Raw genomic sequence first — 16,746 nt, 5'->3', positions numbered from 1 at the left:
ATAGAGCACAACCCCAATAACTCCGTTATTAATTTTTTATGTCTGCGCTAGCTACATTGCCAGTTATAATACTTTGCTGCAATTGCGATGCGATATCATTCGGTAACTGCGGCAATAAGATCGTACTGGATTTGTTATGTGACCCTATTTCTTTTAATGTATCAAAATATTGAGTAATCAATACCAAGTTCATTATCTCTGCAGACGATACCCCCGGTACGGACTTTTGGAAATCTTCTACAGAATGGCTTAGCCCATTGATAATTGCTTTTCGTTGATTGGCTGTTCCTTCACCTTGTAATCGCTTGCTTTCTGCTTCTGCCTCTGCCTTTTTGACCATCAATATTTTTTCTGCTTCTCCCTTGGCTTGAGCGGCAACTTGCAATCGTTGTTGTTCGTTAATTTCATTCATTGCATTTTTTACTTTGGCTTCTAACTCTATGTTCGTTACTAATGCTTTGATAATTTCAAATCCAAAGTCTTGCATTGTGTCGGTTAAGTGGCTTTTAACGGCATTAGCAATGCTGTCTTTTTTTTCAAAAATATCATCCAAGATCATTGTTGGCGTTTCAGAACGAACTAGATCAAGGACATAGGCTGTAATTTGTTGCGTAGGATCTTCCAATTTATAGTAAGCATCATAAACTCCGCCATCTTTGATGCGATATTGCACGGAAACTTGAATTTGGACAATCACGTTATCTTTTGTCTTGGTTTCGACTTTGACATCTAATTGTTGAATTCGTAACGATAACTTACCGGCAATCCAGTCAATAAAGGGTATTTTAAAATTAAGCCCCGCATGTGCAATAGAGTGATATTTCCCTAAGCGTTCAATAAGTGCAACTTCTTGCTGTTTGACAATAAACAGACCTGTCAAAATAAAAATTAACAAGATAACAGCGATACCAATTAATAGTTCGATCATCATTTATATAACTCCTTATAGTTATAATTTATTATTTAGTTTTAAAAAAAAAATTCAGCAGTAACGGCAGGAATAGAAACGGCCATACATATAAGAAATAACTGACAAATTTTTCTCGCATGGATTCAAAAATGTCTTTTCTTGCTGCATTTGGAACGTAGTAGGCGTGGGATAATTCTAATACGAGCTTTTTATCCTTTTTATCTCTCAAATTTACTTTAATGGCGTTATCTCCCCACGTTTCTGAATAGGTAAATTGATAGGGATGTGTGTTATTGGGTTTCATTTCATTAATATTCACCACATCAAAATCACTTATTGGTTTTGGGCTTTCATCTGAAAACCTGAGCTCATAAAGGAGCTGTTTGCGTTTTACTTGAATATCCGGTTTTTCGTTAGGGTTATACGATTTTTCAATTTTTGATTCAATTACCTTTTCTTTGAGTGGAACCAATTGAAGAGTGAATGCGCTCATGTATCTTTTTTCAGCTAACGCAATTAATCTGTTTTTTATCTGTTGATTTCTGCGCTCTAGTGTTAATCGCTTATCCTGAGGCAAGCCACCTTGAGTCAATAATTGATTATTGCGCTCGTATTCACTATACAGCTCGCCATCAGGTGACTCAAAATCCGGCTTATTGTAAGAGAACGGATGTCCCTTCTGCGAAAATAAAATAGAGCCTGCAGCTAACCCAGTTAAAAATTTAGAATGTTTTACCGTGGGCGATATTCGCTGCGGTTTCGTCTTCCCATGGGTATGAGCTACTCTAAATGATTTAGAAGGCCCTGAATGAGCAGGAAAGGATAAAGAAGCCCCCATGAATAGGGTGAGGGCAAAAAGCCTATTTATAGCAATTAAATAGTTATAACTTCTTAAATAACTCATGTGCGATTCCTTTAGGTAATTTTTTATCAAACCATTTCCAGAGTTCGAATTTATTCGTTCCTTTTTCAAAATGAAGGAAATCTTCTTAAATTTCATCATCATCGTTTATTGGTACATCCACTAATTGGTGCCATAAATTTAAATAATCCATTGTGTTCCCTCCTAATAGCGAGTAGGCTAGAAAAAATCTAGCCTACTTAATTGAATTCCTCTTCTTCGGTATAGTGCAACCCATCAATAAAGGCTTGAGCTACAGAAACGGCCTCTGATTCAGTTTTTAAACCACAAAATCCTTGGACGGTATGGCCATCACAATCATCGATGCGAATATCCGCTATATAGCGTTCATCGGATTCTTGATAACTAATTTCTATTTCGTGTTCTTTATAACGAAGTGTTTTAATCACTCTAATCGGCTTTAAGAATAAATCGTCTGAAACGATTTCTATGACATCCCAATTAATGCCTATTGTGGCATCATGATTTTTTTTAAGGTGTTGTAATACGATACTTGCTTGCTCTTTGCTGAGTAGTGGCCTCACATCCAACACATCATCTATAGACCAAACGATGCTGATTTCTTGTATTAAACTATTTGTTCCGGCTGTTGATATATTGCTCATCAAAATCTCCAATTTTTTATTAAACAGTTAATTAGTGGTAACTCCCTGCTTATGCAGGGAGCATTTTCGAAGTCTAATGATAAGAAGAATAATAAAGAGGGGCGCCATCCCAAAGACTTGCATGCGAGAAGGAGTTCATGCGTACTATGCCTTGCGCGTTTGCTCTTTTTCGAAATGGTTCATCAATAAAACAATTAGGTTTGGCTTTTGTTTTTCCGCAAAAAGCATCGTTGCTGTCAGTGACTTTTTCTTGAGCAATTTCTCTGAGTACCACAGTGGAAGTTCCAATTAGCTCAATGACCTGATAAAAGTCAATGTTAGTTTGCTCGTAACCCCAAGAAGCATAGAGAATGGAACCGATTTGAAGAGGGTGTTTAATCATGATTTATTCCTTATTTTATCTATTATGTTCCTAAGTGAACATCTATAGTATGGCAGACCATAACAAAACAGTCAATATAATAGATGTTTTTAATTTATCTATTTTATGGATTTTATTTGTTGACAAATTTGGTTCTTGTAAATAAACTAAGTAGTGTCATTAGGACAATAAAAGAAAACGAGGTAATTATGATTCATCTAAATCAAACCAATGCACCACTTGAGCTGGCCTTTTCTTTAAACGATTTATTGAGAGCGTTAATGCTTACATCTTCATCTACCAGAAATCAGGATATTTCTTATTCTTACTGGAATAGGTTGTCCATTAAAGAAGCCATCGGCACTTATTTGGAATTAAATACTCTTGTTCATTACCCCCAGCTGTGCAATGCACTAAGGCGGTTGGAGCGTTTAGATTATCAGGTAGAACTTTCTCTGGGGGATATTCCTGAGATGAATCAGCAGGGTATTGAGTCGATGATCTATTCTTTAGAGACAATAAAAAATAAATTATTGGGTGCACGAACTCAAAAAGCCACTCTTGATGCTCAATTCAATAAGCTCGTTTACCTGTACGGACAAAATACAACAGTGCCTGTATTGCGTGCTTTTAAACCTTATTATTATTTGCGAAGAACAAATTACTATAACCAGTACACTACACGTGCCAGAAAAATAAATATTTCCGGTGTTCCTTATTTCATGCATTATCATGGCCACCGATTACAAAAACTAAAAAACCTTCATGAATTAAATGAACACCATTTATTAAGTCACTATTTTGATGCGACAAAACAGGATACAACAGCAATAACCCCAACAATGAGAACTTATTTGTTGGGAGGATTCATCAATACATCCGTGTTTGCGTTTCGTTCTAAATACGATTACAAACAAGCTGGTAAAAAATATTACATCGATTTGGCAACAAACAAAACGTACACGCGACTAAATGATGCAAAAGATTGTGCATTTCAATACTGCAACAGTTCATCACTTATTTTATTAGAGGCTTATTAATGAAAAAATTATTGCGATTCGAAGTGAAACAAAATTTGCGTAGACCCTCAAGGGTTTACGTCAAATCAACGGATGGGAAGAACATTTATGGTTCTTTTCATATGAATGAGCCGGATTTATTTGATGGTTGGGATAATCTTTCAATTAATCAAACGATTGAGTTAAAACAGTTCATGCAGAATCTTAAGGCCATTCATCAGCACTTGCATCCTTCACCAACAAGCACGTTGCTCGATTTGCGCTTTCGATTGCCTTATGAATTTATCGATGTTTTGGAGCAGATTGAAATTATTTGTGACGAACAAAAAGTGGAGTTAAACATCTTTGAACCCATGGTTAGTAGTATGATACAGCAAATTAAAGTTGTAGTAGGGAAGCTTTCAGGTTCCAGCAAAGAACAAGCGTTAACGTTACTGAATCGGGTAAATCTTGCCGAATATAAAAAGCAGGATTTTAGCAATCAAATAAAATCTATTTTTTCAGAATTACAAGCCGTTGTTAATCGTTCTGAAAAATTGCACCACAAAGCGAAGACTTTATTTGATAAGGATAAAAGCTATTCTCCTATGGCTATTAAAGGCATGGCTGGTGGAGAAACAACGCCATCAAAATGGCTAGTAGCTTGTGCTGTTGAAGTATTGCTCGATGAAAAAAACGATATGCTTTTTAAGATTCTCACCGAGGATGATGTGTTTATGCTATGGGCTAAACAATTGCTCGATCAAGAGCATAGTCCTGAGAGCATCATGCATAAAATAGATACGCTCAATAAAAATGAGTTAATTAATAAGATTAAATGCTATAAAAAATCAATATGATAAAATAGTAACCATTTGCATAGATAATTTTTACAAGAGAGGTATTGATAGTGTTCTTAACATTTACAAACGTCTTTATCATTTTGCTAGGCCTTGTGCTTACGTGGTGCATTCTATTTTCTATTTTCAATGAAAAATCATCGCAGCGTTTGGGTATAAAGCTAGGGATCTTGGTATTGTTCCTATCTCCATTCATCGCTAAATTAAGTTATGATTTTTATGCGACTGCTTCGCGTCAATTGTTTCTTATGGGTGCCAATGGTGAAATTCAATTAGCGTATTCACCATTAAAAGTGCCAAAGAACCAAAATAACCATTATTGCGATCGCTTTACAGACAGCAAAGGTAATTTATTAAACCGCTCTACAGTAGGTGATAAGCATCTATTTTGTGGTGTTTTTTGGAATATGGGGGAACATGATGTGGTGTTTTTGCCTTACAAACTTTTGGACAATAATAAAGCCATCTATTGGGCTTCACCAGAACTAAAAATTATCGGCCCAATGCCTCCTGAACTCCTTTTAATAAAAAACAAAGAAAAAAATACCCATTCTATTTCATCAGTAAAACCCAATAGAATTTATGTTGAAGCAGGTAAAACGGCGCATATTATAGTAACAAAACAATTTAAGCTTCCATCTGATACGGCTCATAAGGAAAAAACAGTTTTATCTGGGACAGTGTTATCAGGAGTTACTCTAAAACCGTTTTACGCTTCAGAAAAACAAAGCCAAAGACGTTTTAAATTATTTATTGGAAACACAACATGTATCGCATCGTCAGATACACATATTAGACCTGATTACGATACAGCAACTGCTATGGCTAAAATTATCAGCTTAAATTGTTCTAATGATGAGGAACATGCGATTCCTATAGAAGCAATAGCGACCATTTCTGGAAGAACACTATACCCTAAAGAATAAACGATGAGCTAAAGCACTCACACCATGATCAAAAAAGGGAACTGTTATAATGCGCATAAATCTAAAAACACCAATATACTACTTATCGTTTTTACTGTTGGTTTTGTCTTATTTGTCGCTTTCTTTTGAAACCGCTTTAAAATCAGGGGTATTTTCCTCTTATAGCGATTTATTTACCCCAATAACCCATATTTTTTACTGGCCAAGGTTTGCTTTGCTTCTAGCGCCTGCTCTTGTTTTGATTATTTTTACTTCTGTTAAAATGAAGAATTATGAGTTTATTTTAAAAGGGTTTTTCCTTTTTACAGCACCAGTTATTATAAGTAACAATATCAGTTTATTTTCAGCCCCTAATGTAATTCCCCATCTAAATCAGCCTCAACAATTCATACAGCTTTATTATTATGCCTCATGGATCAAATCAATAACTTGGATGGGGATTATTCTACTAGGCTTGATTTGGACTTTTCAAAAGGAACCACAGCCGACAGGAGCACAAGCCCATTAAGATATAGCGGATTCATTATCATTGCTATGGATCGGGCAGATTATTTATTACTCAACAAGTAATACAGTCTGGTTTTTCTCTGTTCCCAGCCTGTCTATAATGGCTGTTTTTATTGAAACACCTAATTTATCCGCTTCAATTCGCAGTTCTTTGTAGCCTTCATAACTATGTAACGCATCAAACATAAGCCAATGCTCATCCATTAATACACAGTTTCGCTGTTCTTCATTCATTTTTACCCCTTAACTGACACCATATTAATTATACGGTAATTACGTCTAACATTAGCAAGAACTCACATAATTGTTTTGATTGGTAAATGATTATTATCAACGATCCATGTGACATCATAAGAATTCAGTTTAATTTTTTGTACTTTCATATATATGTTCCAACGTTATCTAAAAATAAGACATAATTTCGACGTTGTACACGTTGGACGGAAATATCCTTAGGTCTGATTATCAGGATAATCAGATAATTTATATATTAATCAAGTGGTTACGTTATTGATTTTTTTAAAACTTCAGTGCCACTTAAGCATCAACAGGACTTACGAAAAACCCCACCTATTAGGCCAATAGATCAAAGAAAAACAAGAGAATTCTCAAGGAGAGGATGTCGAAAAGATCATTTGCAATGTAGTTTTATTTATCTAAGATGGCGTATATTTTTTCCGACAGAGCGCAGCCATAGCCCGCCCAAGAAAGTCATTTGGCCGATTAGAATATTGCCAATATTTGCTAAGTAGCCAAGTCAATTATACGCTCACCAATTATGCGGAGCATGTATCTGATGTAAGCCATGATTTGGTAAAATTGTACCTAGAAAGAGAGCGATTAACAGCCAGTGACGTTTGGTTACAAGTTAAGGCTGAGCTTGTGGCAAGTGAGGAAGGATTTATTGTATTCGATGATACGGTTCTAGATAAAAGCCATTCCCGCCATATCGAATCAGTACGTTGGCAGTACAGTGGTAATGCCCATGGCGTTATTCGCGGAATAGGACTGGTTAACTGCATCTACGTTAACCCACAGACCGAGCAATTTTGGGTTATCGATTTTAGAATTTTTGACCCGGAAAAAGACGGGAAAGGTAAAGCAGACCATGTGAAAGACATGCTTAATAATATTGTTTACCACAAGAAATTACCGTTTAAAACGGTGTTAATGGATACCTGGTATGCTACCAGCACGCTGATGTTGTTTATCAATGATCATAACAAAATATTCTATTGCCCCATGAGAAAAAATCGATTAGCTAAACTCAAGGGGTCTGATGAAACCTACCAGCCATTGCGTAGCTTTGAATGGAGCGAAGATGAATTAAGACACGGCAAGCTCATTAGGCTTAAAGGGATGCCTGAGCATTTACAGATGAAGTTGTTTTCTGTTGCTATTTCTTCTAATAGAACAGATCTTATTGCTACTAATGATACGTCACAAACTTGCGCTAATGACACGAAGAAAATTTGTGCCATACGATGGTATGTGGAACAATTTCATCGCGAAGTGAAGCAGCTTACTGGTATTGATAAATGTCAGTGCCGCAAGCAACGCATACAACGAAATCACATCGCCTGCGCTATTTATGTCTGGGTTAATTTGAAAAAAATTGCTTACCAAACGGCACAAACTGTCTATCAAATAAAAAAAAACCTCTTAAAAAATTATCTTATCAATGAACTAAAAAATCCTTCTGTTTTAATGAGTTTTTCGTAAGTCCTGATCAAATGAAAATAGCGGCTAATTTTTTGGTTGCTGATTTTGAACGATAATTTATGGATCTTTTGACTTTAACTCCCTTACTTCTTCTACCAGAGAAGCAATTTGATTTATAAAAAGAGGATGTGCCAGTATAATCCAATCACTAATGATGAGTGGATTATTCATAGAGGCTTTCCAAAGGTTTTATCCTCAATCTTTGGTTATTCTTTTTCTTCCTCATCTAATAACATTTCATTCAAATCAAATTCAACACCATTCAGAAATGATTCAATTCGATTGAATAATGTTTTATTTATTGAAGTTAAATGCTGGGGGTTATTTCTTATATCTTCAGCTATAGAATCCAGAAAATTATCTATAGTAGGCATCTTGATTTTCTTCCATTTTCGAAAGGAATACATGCCCATCAGGCTGAACAGTATCAGGAATAATAATTTGATATCTATCTGTTAAAGTAGATTCAATGTGTAATAGGTTGGCCACAATTTCTCTCCTAAATACCTCATATAATATATCGCAATGCAAATGCATTACCAAGTCAAGATCGGGTTTATAATAGATCAATAGGTGGCGGCTTCTTATGCCCTATCCTCTGTCGCAACTTGTTTTATGTAACGCGTTAATAACAGCGGTAGGGTTGCTTGCAATAACAGTTAAATAAGCTCTTGCAGATGATTCCGGCGTTCGTTCACCCCGCTCCCATTTTTCTAATGTTCGAACACTGAACCCGAATTCTTCACAAAATTTTTGTCGGCTCATATGCATTTTCTTTCTAATAGCCATAACATCTACTTGAGTAGGAACCAGCACTTCATGTGTAACTGCGCCTTCCTGATTACCTTTGGCATACTCAAGAGCTTCTTGGGCGCCGCGAATTAAACTTTCACCTAAATCACTCATGTTCAACCTCCCCATAAACCTTAACAATAGATTTAATAATGGTTTTTAATATGCTCTTCTCGCTTTCGGAAATATTTTCCTTCTTGCTCTTTCCGTAGGCAGTAAATAAAAAAATGGGTATTTTTTGGTTATGATAATAGTATATAACTCGAGCACCACCACTCTTACCCTGATTACTATCAGTTGTCCAACGAATCTTCCTTGCCCCACCAGTGCCGGGGATGAGATCTCCTTCCGTAGGATTTTGAGCAATATGACTTACAAAGTCCTCTCTGCTTTTCTTATCCATACAAGATTCTGCTTGCTTTAAATATTCAGCCGTTTCAACCACAACTTGTAATTTTTTTATTATTTTCATAATGACATTATGACCCCAAAGGGGTTATTTGTCAACCCTAATGGGGTTGTTCCTGAAAGTATATGCTTATTAATTAGAGACTAACCATGACATGTTTATATAAGTATATTGAATGTTAATTGAATAATTAAAACTAGCCATATCTCCTGCTATAATCAACTGAATTAATTGTGAAAGGATATACAATGGAAAGCCAAATAAACATTGAATATATTTATGATAAAAATATAAATATACTCCTTGGTGCGGGAGCCTCTTATGGCTTATTCCCAACCTTGGAATTAATGTTAGAAGGCGAGAATGGTAACCGATTCACTATCGAAACTTTAGCGGAAAAATTTGAAAGCCAAAATCAACCTAAACTAAAAACTTTACTATTTATGTATTATTTTAAATCATGTATAAAACCTGTTTTAGAATTTTGTATACATAATTTAGAGACTTCCAAACAAAATGTAATACTGCAATATAGTAATTTTATCCATACGATTTTAAGTATTTTATATAAACGCACATCGCCTAAACGAAGATGTAATATTTTTACAACAAACTATGATGGATGTATAGCTCTTTCATCGGAAGAAATATTAAAACAAGGGCAACGCGATTTTATCTTAAATGATGGAACAAGAGGGTTTAGAAAAAAATATTTACAAGCCAAAAACTTTAATACATTTTTATGCCAGACAGGAATTTTTGAGAAAAATTATATCGATGTACCTCAAATAAATCTAATTCATCTACATGGTTCGGCTTATTGGCAGAAAGAAGATGATCGCATAATTGTCGATTATCAATCATCAGGTAAATTTTCAGAAATAGGCCAAATTGTTACTCAAATGAGTCCTCTATTAGATCAATTCACAGACATAATTTCTTCTGATAAATCAGAATTTTCATCTTTAAACTCTATGCGCTTAGATGATTTAAGTTATGATTTGGAACAACAGTTCTGGCAGGAATACAAAAAAATACCTATTGTTAATCCTGAAAAGTGGAAGTTTCATGAAACGGTATTTGAGGAACATTATTATCAAATGCTCAGGGCTTTAAGTTATGAACTTGAAAAGGATCATACCATACTTATCTCATTTGGTTTTTCTTTTGCTGATGAACATATACTTAATTTGATTAAACGTTCTTTATCAAATCATCTACTGCAGTTATTCGTTTGCTGTTTTAATGATCAAGAAAAAAAGAATCTGGAAAAAAAGTTTCTTGGATATAAGAACATACAATTTATTTCCTGCAAGGAAAATTTAAATTTTGAAATATTTAATACCAATGTTTTCACTTTGGAACCCAATAACCCAGAGAGACAATAATGACCATTTTAGTAGGTGAGGTTATAGCGGTGCACGGTATAAAAATAATTTTAAAAATTTTCGATGAATCAAGTAAAGATACTATATTTTATAAAGGGAATAAGTTTAAAGGTGTATCTATTCGAGAACATTTAATTATTCAAAGGGGGTTTATAAATATTGCCTGTATTGTTGAAGGGGAATTTCTTGACGAATCTAGATTTGAGGCAGAGAGCAACAAAATCACATATATAAGAAAGGTAGAAGTTAAACCTATTGGTTACTTTAAAAAAGATATTTTTACCGAAGGAATTAAATTTTTACCCATGATTAAAGATCCGGTGTTTCTTATTTCTGAAGAAGAAATATCTAAAATCTATCATAATGACATGGCAAATCATGATCTTGTTATTGGCAAAATGTTAAAAGAAAATATACCTGTCTATCTTCAATGGGAAAAACTGTTCAACACACATATTGGTATATTTGGAAATACCGGAAGTGGTAAGTCGAATACTTTAGCAAAGTTATATACAACTTTATTTAATTCAAAATTAAATGAAATTAAAAATAAAAGCCAATTCATATTAATCGATTTCAATGGTGAATATACGAATGATCAGCTGGTCCAAGAAAAAGACAAAACCGTTTACCATTTAAATACTCGAGGAACTGGAAGGGAAAAAAATAAATTTCCCATTAGTCCAGAGAATTTATTGGATTCAGAAGTATTAGGCTTATTATTTAAAGCAACCTCAAATACGCAAAAGCCTTTCCTAGATAGATTAGTTAATTCTTGGAAAAAATATTATGACGAAGACACTAATAGTAATCTTCTCGCCTATATAAAATACACCTTTAAAAAATCATTTTCCGCATCATCCCAAAAAAAGGAAGTTAAAGATTTACTTCTCACTGCAATGGTAAATATTAATAATAAGGATATGGAAGAGTTTCTAAATAAAATATCGTGGCACTCTACTCAGGAACATTTTATTACTGATAGTAACCAACACTTCAATGGTAGTGAAGAGTCTTATAAACTAATAATGAAGGCCAATGTTGATAAAATAACGATTGAAAATATTGATTTTTTTAAAGAGCTAATTATTCGTGTTCATTTACAGTTAACTAATGATTTAACTTCAAGTCATTTTCAATTTGAGCACATACAACCATTATTAAAAAGAATAGAATCTACAGTAAAAGACTTGGAAAAAACTTTATCTGTTTCTTCGAAAAAGCATAATACTCACTTTTTGAAAATCATATCATTAAGAAAATGCAATCAAGATATTAAAAAAATTATTCCTCTACTTTTAGCTAAATACTATTATGAATCTCATAAAAAAACTGTTAACAGCCCACCGGAAAAGACTTTACATTTAATCATTGATGAAGCCCATAATGTCTTATCTCTGCAGTCAACACGTGAACAAGAAAGCTGGAAAGATTATCGTTTGGAATTATTTGAAGAAATAATTAAAGAAGGACGTAAATTTGGTGTTTTTTTGACATTATCAAGCCAACGACCCGCCGATATTTCCGCAACAATAATGTCTCAGATTCATAATTTTTTTATACATCGCCTCGTAAATGATAAAGATTTATTTTTACTAGATAATACTATAAGCACGTTAGATACATTATCAAAAGGTATGATCCCAAACTTAGCAAAAGGCTGCTGTATAATAACAGGTACATCTTTTAATCTGCCACTCGTAGTCCAAGTAGACAAATTGGAAAGACAGCATCAACCAGATAGTGAAGATGTTAACTTAGCTGAAATATGGCGATAAAATTCGTCATATTTCATAATTATGTAAAGTGAATTTTTAGTAGGGCATTCACTTTATGCAAAAAGATCTTCAATTGTTGACTGCATTTCTTCTTGGCTGGGCTTGGCGTATCGAAAAATTTCTTTAATAGAAACGTTCCCACTCAACTCTTGCGCAAAATGCACTCCATGCTTGTCGGTCACTTTCTTTAAAAAAGTATGTCGAAGTTTATGGGGTGTAAATTCAAATCGCTCATTTTCGGGTAAAAGTGCAAGCACTTGTTTTAAAACACGCTGACATATTCGAAAAATATTCCGTGTATTAATACGATTCCCTGCCCTATTTATAAATAAGGGTTCGTTAGGCTCTGAAACTCGGCTCTTTAAATAATTATCCAAATGTTCTCTGGCTTCTTGCGGTAACGCAATTTTAGTAGTCACCCGTTTACTTTTATGTCGAACAACAGAATGAAACCCTTTTGAATGATACTGGTGTATATTTAATGAGACCAATTCAGATTCCCGCAAGCCAGTTCCTAACAATACATAAAAGACTGCCGTCTCCAGTAATGCATTTTGATTTTTTCGAGTACACATTTTGGCACGCTGCTCACAGGCTGCTTTTAAACGCATAAGCTGTTTCGAACTTAAACCATTCCATTCTGGCGCATCGGTTTGTAAATCCTTAACCCCAGATAACGGATCACCAGCTATTAAGGGTCTTTGTTGGTAAAGCCATCGGCCTGCATGACGAATGGTTGCCATGGTTCGATTTATGGAAGTCGCCTTGTATCCTTTACCGGTTTTCTCAGAAATGGTATTACACAAGGAGCGTTGAAATTGTTTGCTGACTGCTGGTGTCCAATTGTCCACCTGGTCATGCCCTACTTCGACCTGGAAAAAATTTAAAAATTTAGATAAGTCTTTTTGTTTCGCCTGAACTGTTTTTTCAGGTGCGCCTTTGACATGAACCTGAAAATAAAATGACAACCAGGCCGACAAAGAATTGGTATCAAAATGAACATCCAAGGGATGAAAAACCTTATCTACCCCAAACTTTCGATTTTTGTCATTTTGGTCATCCAGGAAATTCAAGGCCTTCTCCATGAGTGTTTTTTCAATAATACCCTATTTGGGGTAGATAAGGTACGTTATCTACCCCAAATATTAACACATCCTACACCAACTTAAATCTCCCCTGTTTTTATAAATTTTTCTGGGATAAAAACTCAGCGCGCCTTATAATGGTGTATCAAGCTTTAACCCCGGATTTAATAATGAATATCAGCCAATTAGACGTAGAAGATAAAATAATCGAAATCAGAAACAAACATGTCATTATAGATAGTGATGTCGCTCAGTTATATGGTGTAGAAACTAAAAGAATTAACGAAGCTGTAAGCAGAAATCCAGAAAAATTTCCTGAAGGTTATTTGGTTGAACTTACCGAACAAGAAAAACAGGAGGTAGTCGCAAATTGCGACCACCTAACTTCTCTAAAATTTTCACCTAATTTGCCTAAGGCTTTCACAGAGAAAGGCCTTTATATGCTAGCGACTATATTAAAAAGCCCAAAAGCCACAGAAACTACCCTAGCTATCATCGATACCTTCACAAAGGTAAGAGAAATATCACGCACTATTAAAGCAATACCACAAACCCCACAAAACTCACCAAAGTATCAAGAGCTCATGCAAAAAACAGGTGATTTAATTTCAGATCTAGTAGTTCCTGATGACCTCGACACATCTGAAACTGAAGCTAGCATAGAAGTTAATCTTGCTATTGTAAAATTCAAATATTCAGTCAAGAAAAAAAACAAGTAATATTTTGTTGAAAATAAAGCATTTTAATGGGATTACAATATTTTAAATATTGATATGAGGTTTTAATGCTTAGATACCATTTAAATAATGGATTAAAGCTACATTCCAGACTATGGGGGACTATTTTTTATTAATCAAAGTTGCACTCTGAGCAGTAATCACCGGAATGTGGAAGAAAATTTATGTATGGAATATAATTGAACATCTTTTAAACCAAGGTGCTTTATGACAGAAGAGTTGTTTGTTTCTGCCTGGAAGAAAGGGATTAAAAAAGTAGGAGCTGAATTTTTTAATATAAAAGCCTCATCTCTTGATATGGCTCAGAAAAAATGGCAGTTAGAGCCAAACTACCAGTTTATCAAAAATGCAATTGGCAGCTACAGTCATGGCAAACAAGTTTTACTTGGTTTAATGTATTCGTTTTATGATCCTGACTGTGGTCAGGAACTTTTAGTCCAGGCTCAGTGCCCTAATTTCGTGCAGGCAATTTTCATTCTTGACGAAGAAGCACGGAACATTATCTCACAATTATGGTTACATCATACAGGTTGGTAATTTATCTTAAACTGATGTGTAATTTATCCTGAAACAACATATAATTTTATCAAAAGCCACTCACCATGGTTCATCATGCCAATAGCAGGAAGCATCATCCATGACAGGTTTTCAATATGTTGACGGGTAAATACAATTCTATTTATACCTCAAATCATCTCATTAATCACTTTTTCTGGGTTGAATACAACTTGTTCACTATGCTCCATGGCCTCTATTTAGGAGATTATCACCTGTATGAATAATTCAAATAAAGTAGTGGTATCCATGAAGAAATATGTTTGGATATTATATTTTCTTAAACGAGATCCTAGAGTTAATAGGAAAGCTAAATTAGTTGTACTAATGACTCTCGCTTATGCTTTGAGCCCAATTGATTTAATTCCTGATTTCATTCCTATTCTAGGATTACTAGATGATTTAATCATTATCCCCTTAGGAATTTACTTAGCGATTAAACTAATACCTCAAGAGGTTTGGAATGACTGCAATCGGCTTGCAGATATTTCTATTGATAAAGGTGAGTTATTACCAAAAAACTGGGTGGTTGCGTCAATTATTGTGCTCTTGTGGGTAATAGTTATTACCCTAGTTGCTAAATGGCTATGGCATTTTTTTCTTACTTAGTTGCCAATCCTTATTTGACCTAACTAGTTAATTCCAATTATAAGTTTAGGCGAGCAATCGACCTTTTACCTTCCCTTTATTTACCTCACTCATTCTGTATATAAAATTCACGCTCTTGTCTATTTTCACCTTGACTAAGAATGATGAGATTGTGAGTCCAGGGCAATTGTCTCGCCACTGGTGAGACAATTTTGTCATCCTAATAGATTTCGTACAATTGCCTCATGCTAAACAATTTGGTCTTGTAAATCCTCGAAGTCCCGAATGAGTTTTTTCTATATAATCAGCAAGTTGTGGTACACTCCAGGCCGTGAAATAGTAAAATAAATAATAATTAACACAAGATAAATATGGATTCATCTTCTTTACATGTATTGCCCACCATTAATATCTAGATTAGCGCCAGTAATAAAGCCTCTTTCGGGAGCTGCAAGGAATGTGACTGCATCAGCTACCTCTTCAGGTTTACCTAATCGACCAACGGGTATGTAAGTAACAATTGCATTGAGAATCTCTTCTTTGATAGAAGCTAACATGGGCGTTTCAATATATCCTGGAGAAATGGTATTGACTGTAATTCCTTTATTAGCTACTTCCAACGCTAAACTTTTGGTAAAACCAAAAAGAGCTGCTTTGGTTGCAGCATAATTGCATTGCCCAAATTGGCCTTTGCGACCATTAATCGATGAAATACTAATAATTCGACCATAGCCTTGAGCAAGCATAGCGGGTAACACATTACGCGTCATATTAAATACACTGGTCAAATTGGCATCAATAACCTGTTGCCATTGTTGGGAGGTCATTTTCTTTAAAGTCGTATCGCATGTGATCCCCGCATTATTGACCAAAACATCGATACGTCCATAGCGCTCCATCAATAAATCAGTGAGTTTTTCACAATCAGCAAATTGAGTCGTATCACCATAGAGAATATCCACATCATAGCCGGCCTCTCTCTGACTTTCTTGCCATCGTTTTGCTTCGTCATGTTTGCCATTTTTAAAATAACATGCAATGACTTGGTAATCAGCTGCAAGACGTTGGCATATTGCAGAACCTATCCCACCGGTACCTCCTGTTACCACTGCTGTCATTCGTTCCATAAACGACTCCTTCATTTAAATATTTCTTCAATAGATAAAAAAATAATAAATTATCATGCAATCTCAACTTCTTCTGCCTGCAAGCCTTTTTGGCCTTTACCCACTTTAAATAGAACACTAGAATTTTCATGAAGATTTTTAAAACCGCTACCCTGAATGGCACTGAAGTGCACAAAATAATCCTTGCCACTACTCTCAATAAAGCCAAATCCTTTATCTTTATTAAACCATTTTACCTTTCCACGTATTTTATCTGTCATAGCGATCGTCCTAATGATAATAAAATAGAGCTTACACCAAATGAAGAAAAATTACTCTAAATGGACTGCTGAATTTTATAGAAACGCTCCGTTGTTTTCTATTATGGGGTATTTTAAGAATACCCCAGAAACTGCCTCCTATCTGAATATAAATTATCAACAGCATCTCGAATATTTTGAATGCAAGGACAAATCCTGCGCTGATTGACTCCAATA

At 34.8% G+C, this 16,746-nt stretch carries 23 protein-coding genes; 10 read left to right on the top strand and 13 right to left on the bottom strand.

Annotated features, from left to right (window positions below; all coding sequences use genetic code 11):
• Window positions 1–28: 28 nt before the first annotated feature.
• The 4 genes from ACF8MK_RS17270 to ACF8MK_RS17255 all read right to left on the bottom strand — a co-directional run bounded on the left by ACF8MK_RS17270 (window position 29) and on the right by ACF8MK_RS17255 (window position 2,819).
• Window positions 29–931, bottom strand: coding sequence for an SPFH domain-containing protein (locus tag ACF8MK_RS17270; protein WP_172462864.1), 903 nt, complete (start codon window positions 929–931; stop codon window positions 29–31).
• 28 nt (window positions 932–959) lie between these two features.
• Window positions 960–1,814: a hypothetical protein gene (locus tag ACF8MK_RS17265; RefSeq protein ID WP_230849093.1), complete on the bottom strand. Its 855-nt coding sequence runs from the start codon at window positions 1,812–1,814 to the stop codon at window positions 960–962.
• Window positions 1,815–2,011: 197 nt separating this feature from the next.
• Complete coding sequence (locus ACF8MK_RS17260; protein WP_058478561.1) at window positions 2,012–2,437, bottom strand: hypothetical protein; 426 nt, start codon at window positions 2,435–2,437, stop codon at window positions 2,012–2,014.
• A gap of 73 nt (window positions 2,438–2,510) precedes the next feature.
• Window positions 2,511–2,819: a hypothetical protein gene (locus ACF8MK_RS17255; protein ID WP_058478562.1), complete on the bottom strand. Its 309-nt coding sequence runs from the start codon at window positions 2,817–2,819 to the stop codon at window positions 2,511–2,513.
• 188 nt (window positions 2,820–3,007) lie between these two features.
• Here ACF8MK_RS17255 and ACF8MK_RS17250 point away from each other — a divergent pair, with 188 nt between their 5' ends.
• The 4 genes from ACF8MK_RS17250 to ACF8MK_RS17235 are packed head-to-tail and all read left to right on the top strand — an operon-like array spanning window position 3,008 to window position 6,090.
• Complete coding sequence (locus tag ACF8MK_RS17250) at window positions 3,008–3,838, top strand: hypothetical protein (protein ID WP_058478563.1); 831 nt, start codon at window positions 3,008–3,010, stop codon at window positions 3,836–3,838.
• Complete coding sequence (locus ACF8MK_RS17245; protein ID WP_058478564.1) at window positions 3,838–4,656, top strand: hypothetical protein; 819 nt, start codon at window positions 3,838–3,840, stop codon at window positions 4,654–4,656. Before ACF8MK_RS17250 ends, ACF8MK_RS17245 begins: the two co-directional genes overlap by 1 nt.
• Window positions 4,657–4,706: 50 nt before the next feature.
• Window positions 4,707–5,582, top strand: a complete 876-nt coding sequence (locus ACF8MK_RS17240) for a hypothetical protein (RefSeq protein ID WP_058478565.1) — start codon at window positions 4,707–4,709, stop codon at window positions 5,580–5,582.
• Between the two features lie 49 nt (window positions 5,583–5,631).
• The gene (locus tag ACF8MK_RS17235) at window positions 5,632–6,090 is read left to right on the top strand and encodes a hypothetical protein (RefSeq protein WP_058478566.1); all 459 of its coding nucleotides are present in this window, start codon (window positions 5,632–5,634) and stop codon (window positions 6,088–6,090) included.
• A 47-nt stretch (window positions 6,091–6,137) separates the two neighbouring features.
• Here ACF8MK_RS17235 and ACF8MK_RS17230 read toward each other — a convergent pair whose 3' ends face one another.
• Entirely contained in the window at window positions 6,138–6,323 is a 186-nt protein-coding gene (locus ACF8MK_RS17230; RefSeq protein WP_058478567.1) for a hypothetical protein, read from the bottom strand.
• Between the two features lie 459 nt (window positions 6,324–6,782).
• On the opposite strand from ACF8MK_RS17230, the gene ACF8MK_RS17225 reads away from it, so the two are divergent.
• Window positions 6,783–7,811, top strand: coding sequence for a transposase (locus ACF8MK_RS17225; protein WP_058478568.1), 1,029 nt, complete (start codon window positions 6,783–6,785; stop codon window positions 7,809–7,811).
• A gap of 57 nt (window positions 7,812–7,868) precedes the next feature.
• Here the strand turns inward: ACF8MK_RS17225 and ACF8MK_RS17220 are convergent, their stop codons facing one another.
• From ACF8MK_RS17220 to ACF8MK_RS17200, 5 genes are all read right to left on the bottom strand, one after another.
• Entirely contained in the window at window positions 7,869–7,982 is a 114-nt protein-coding gene (locus ACF8MK_RS17220) for a type II toxin-antitoxin system YhaV family toxin (protein WP_147286496.1), read from the bottom strand.
• Between the two features lie 35 nt (window positions 7,983–8,017).
• Window positions 8,018–8,185 (bottom strand): type II toxin-antitoxin system PrlF family antitoxin, encoded by a 168-nt coding sequence (locus ACF8MK_RS17215; protein WP_230849074.1) that lies wholly within the window; start codon window positions 8,183–8,185, stop codon window positions 8,018–8,020.
• Window positions 8,169–8,300 carry a hypothetical protein gene (locus ACF8MK_RS17210; protein ID WP_261341902.1) on the bottom strand — a complete coding sequence of 44 codons (132 nt, stop codon included), beginning with the start codon at window positions 8,298–8,300 and terminating at the stop codon, window positions 8,169–8,171. Before ACF8MK_RS17210 ends, ACF8MK_RS17215 begins: the two co-directional genes overlap by 17 nt.
• A gap of 102 nt (window positions 8,301–8,402) precedes the next feature.
• On the bottom strand, window positions 8,403–8,717 hold the full coding sequence (locus ACF8MK_RS17205; RefSeq protein ID WP_058478569.1) for a DNA-binding transcriptional regulator: 315 nt from the start codon (window positions 8,715–8,717) through the stop codon (window positions 8,403–8,405).
• Entirely contained in the window at window positions 8,710–9,075 is a 366-nt protein-coding gene (locus ACF8MK_RS17200; protein WP_058478570.1) for a type II toxin-antitoxin system RelE/ParE family toxin, read from the bottom strand. The genes ACF8MK_RS17205 and ACF8MK_RS17200 overlap by 8 nt, the downstream gene beginning before the upstream one ends.
• 185 nt (window positions 9,076–9,260) lie before the next feature.
• Between ACF8MK_RS17200 and ACF8MK_RS17195 the strand changes: the two genes are divergently transcribed.
• Together ACF8MK_RS17195 and ACF8MK_RS17190 are read left to right on the top strand one after the other, a co-directional pair.
• On the top strand, window positions 9,261–10,400 hold the full coding sequence (locus tag ACF8MK_RS17195) for an SIR2 family protein (protein ID WP_058478571.1): 1,140 nt from the start codon (window positions 9,261–9,263) through the stop codon (window positions 10,398–10,400).
• A complete protein-coding gene (locus tag ACF8MK_RS17190; protein WP_058478572.1) occupies window positions 10,400–12,178 on the top strand; it encodes an ATP-binding protein in 1,779 nt (592 codons plus the stop codon). Before ACF8MK_RS17195 ends, ACF8MK_RS17190 begins: the two co-directional genes overlap by 1 nt.
• A 53-nt stretch (window positions 12,179–12,231) precedes the next feature.
• Here the strand turns inward: ACF8MK_RS17190 and ACF8MK_RS17185 are convergent, their stop codons facing one another.
• Entirely contained in the window at window positions 12,232–13,251 is a 1,020-nt protein-coding gene (locus ACF8MK_RS17185) for a tyrosine-type recombinase/integrase (RefSeq protein ID WP_058478648.1), read from the bottom strand.
• Window positions 13,252–13,433: 182 nt separating this feature from the next.
• On the opposite strand from ACF8MK_RS17185, the gene ACF8MK_RS17180 reads away from it, so the two are divergent.
• The 3 genes from ACF8MK_RS17180 (at window position 13,434) to ACF8MK_RS17170 (ending at window position 15,164) form a co-directional block, all read left to right on the top strand.
• Window positions 13,434–13,982, top strand: coding sequence for an ORF6N domain-containing protein (locus tag ACF8MK_RS17180; RefSeq protein ID WP_058478573.1), 549 nt, complete (start codon window positions 13,434–13,436; stop codon window positions 13,980–13,982).
• Between the two features lie 225 nt (window positions 13,983–14,207).
• Window positions 14,208–14,537, top strand: coding sequence for a hypothetical protein (locus tag ACF8MK_RS17175; RefSeq protein WP_058478574.1), 330 nt, complete (start codon window positions 14,208–14,210; stop codon window positions 14,535–14,537).
• Between the two features lie 237 nt (window positions 14,538–14,774).
• Complete coding sequence (locus ACF8MK_RS17170) at window positions 14,775–15,164, top strand: YkvA family protein (protein ID WP_058478575.1); 390 nt, start codon at window positions 14,775–14,777, stop codon at window positions 15,162–15,164.
• A 365-nt stretch (window positions 15,165–15,529) separates the two neighbouring features.
• Here the strand turns inward: ACF8MK_RS17170 and phbB are convergent, their stop codons facing one another.
• Both phbB and ACF8MK_RS17160 read right to left on the bottom strand, forming a co-directional pair.
• Window positions 15,530–16,270, bottom strand: a complete 741-nt coding sequence (gene phbB / locus ACF8MK_RS17165; protein WP_058478576.1) for an acetoacetyl-CoA reductase — start codon at window positions 16,268–16,270, stop codon at window positions 15,530–15,532.
• A 53-nt stretch (window positions 16,271–16,323) separates the two neighbouring features.
• Entirely contained in the window at window positions 16,324–16,530 is a 207-nt protein-coding gene (locus tag ACF8MK_RS17160) for a cold-shock protein (RefSeq protein WP_058478577.1), read from the bottom strand.
• Window positions 16,531–16,746: the final 216 nt, after the last annotated feature.

This window comes from Legionella sp. 227, assembly GCF_043161935.1.
Classification (GTDB): Bacteria; Pseudomonadota; Gammaproteobacteria; order Legionellales; family Legionellaceae; genus Legionella; species Legionella sheltonii.
This window is presented reverse-complemented; position numbering and strand designations above follow the sequence as displayed.

Bases quoted from the DNA above. Each gene is read 5' to 3' on its own strand.
- ACF8MK_RS17170 (WP_058478575.1), top strand. From the start codon at position 14,775: ATGAATAATTCAAATAAAGTAGTGGTATCCATGAAGAAATATGTTTGG.
- ACF8MK_RS17270 (WP_172462864.1), bottom strand. From the start codon at position 931: ATGATGATCGAACTATTAATTGGTATCGCTGTTATCTTGTTAATTTTT.
- ACF8MK_RS17205 (WP_058478569.1), bottom strand. From the start codon at position 8,717: ATGAGTGATTTAGGTGAAAGTTTAATTCGCGGCGCCCAAGAAGCTCTT.
- phbB (WP_058478576.1), bottom strand. From the start codon at position 16,270: ATGGAACGAATGACAGCAGTGGTAACAGGAGGTACCGGTGGGATAGGT.
- ACF8MK_RS17265 (WP_230849093.1), bottom strand. From the start codon at position 1,814: ATGAGTTATTTAAGAAGTTATAACTATTTAATTGCTATAAATAGGCTT.
- ACF8MK_RS17160 (WP_058478577.1), bottom strand. From the start codon at position 16,530: ATGACAGATAAAATACGTGGAAAGGTAAAATGGTTTAATAAAGATAAA.
- ACF8MK_RS17195 (WP_058478571.1), top strand. From the start codon at position 9,261: ATGGAAAGCCAAATAAACATTGAATATATTTATGATAAAAATATAAAT.
- ACF8MK_RS17250 (WP_058478563.1), top strand. From the start codon at position 3,008: ATGATTCATCTAAATCAAACCAATGCACCACTTGAGCTGGCCTTTTCT.
- ACF8MK_RS17245 (WP_058478564.1), top strand. From the start codon at position 3,838: ATGAAAAAATTATTGCGATTCGAAGTGAAACAAAATTTGCGTAGACCC.
- ACF8MK_RS17175 (WP_058478574.1), top strand. From the start codon at position 14,208: ATGACAGAAGAGTTGTTTGTTTCTGCCTGGAAGAAAGGGATTAAAAAA.
- ACF8MK_RS17230 (WP_058478567.1), bottom strand. From the start codon at position 6,323: ATGAATGAAGAACAGCGAAACTGTGTATTAATGGATGAGCATTGGCTT.
- ACF8MK_RS17190 (WP_058478572.1), top strand. From the start codon at position 10,400: ATGACCATTTTAGTAGGTGAGGTTATAGCGGTGCACGGTATAAAAATA.
- ACF8MK_RS17220 (WP_147286496.1), bottom strand. From the start codon at position 7,982: ATGAATAATCCACTCATCATTAGTGATTGGATTATACTGGCACATCCT.
- ACF8MK_RS17180 (WP_058478573.1), top strand. From the start codon at position 13,434: ATGAATATCAGCCAATTAGACGTAGAAGATAAAATAATCGAAATCAGA.
- ACF8MK_RS17215 (WP_230849074.1), bottom strand. From the start codon at position 8,185: ATGCCTACTATAGATAATTTTCTGGATTCTATAGCTGAAGATATAAGA.
- ACF8MK_RS17255 (WP_058478562.1), bottom strand. From the start codon at position 2,819: ATGATTAAACACCCTCTTCAAATCGGTTCCATTCTCTATGCTTCTTGG.
- ACF8MK_RS17235 (WP_058478566.1), top strand. From the start codon at position 5,632: ATGCGCATAAATCTAAAAACACCAATATACTACTTATCGTTTTTACTG.
- ACF8MK_RS17260 (WP_058478561.1), bottom strand. From the start codon at position 2,437: ATGAGCAATATATCAACAGCCGGAACAAATAGTTTAATACAAGAAATC.
- ACF8MK_RS17200 (WP_058478570.1), bottom strand. From the start codon at position 9,075: ATGAAAATAATAAAAAAATTACAAGTTGTGGTTGAAACGGCTGAATAT.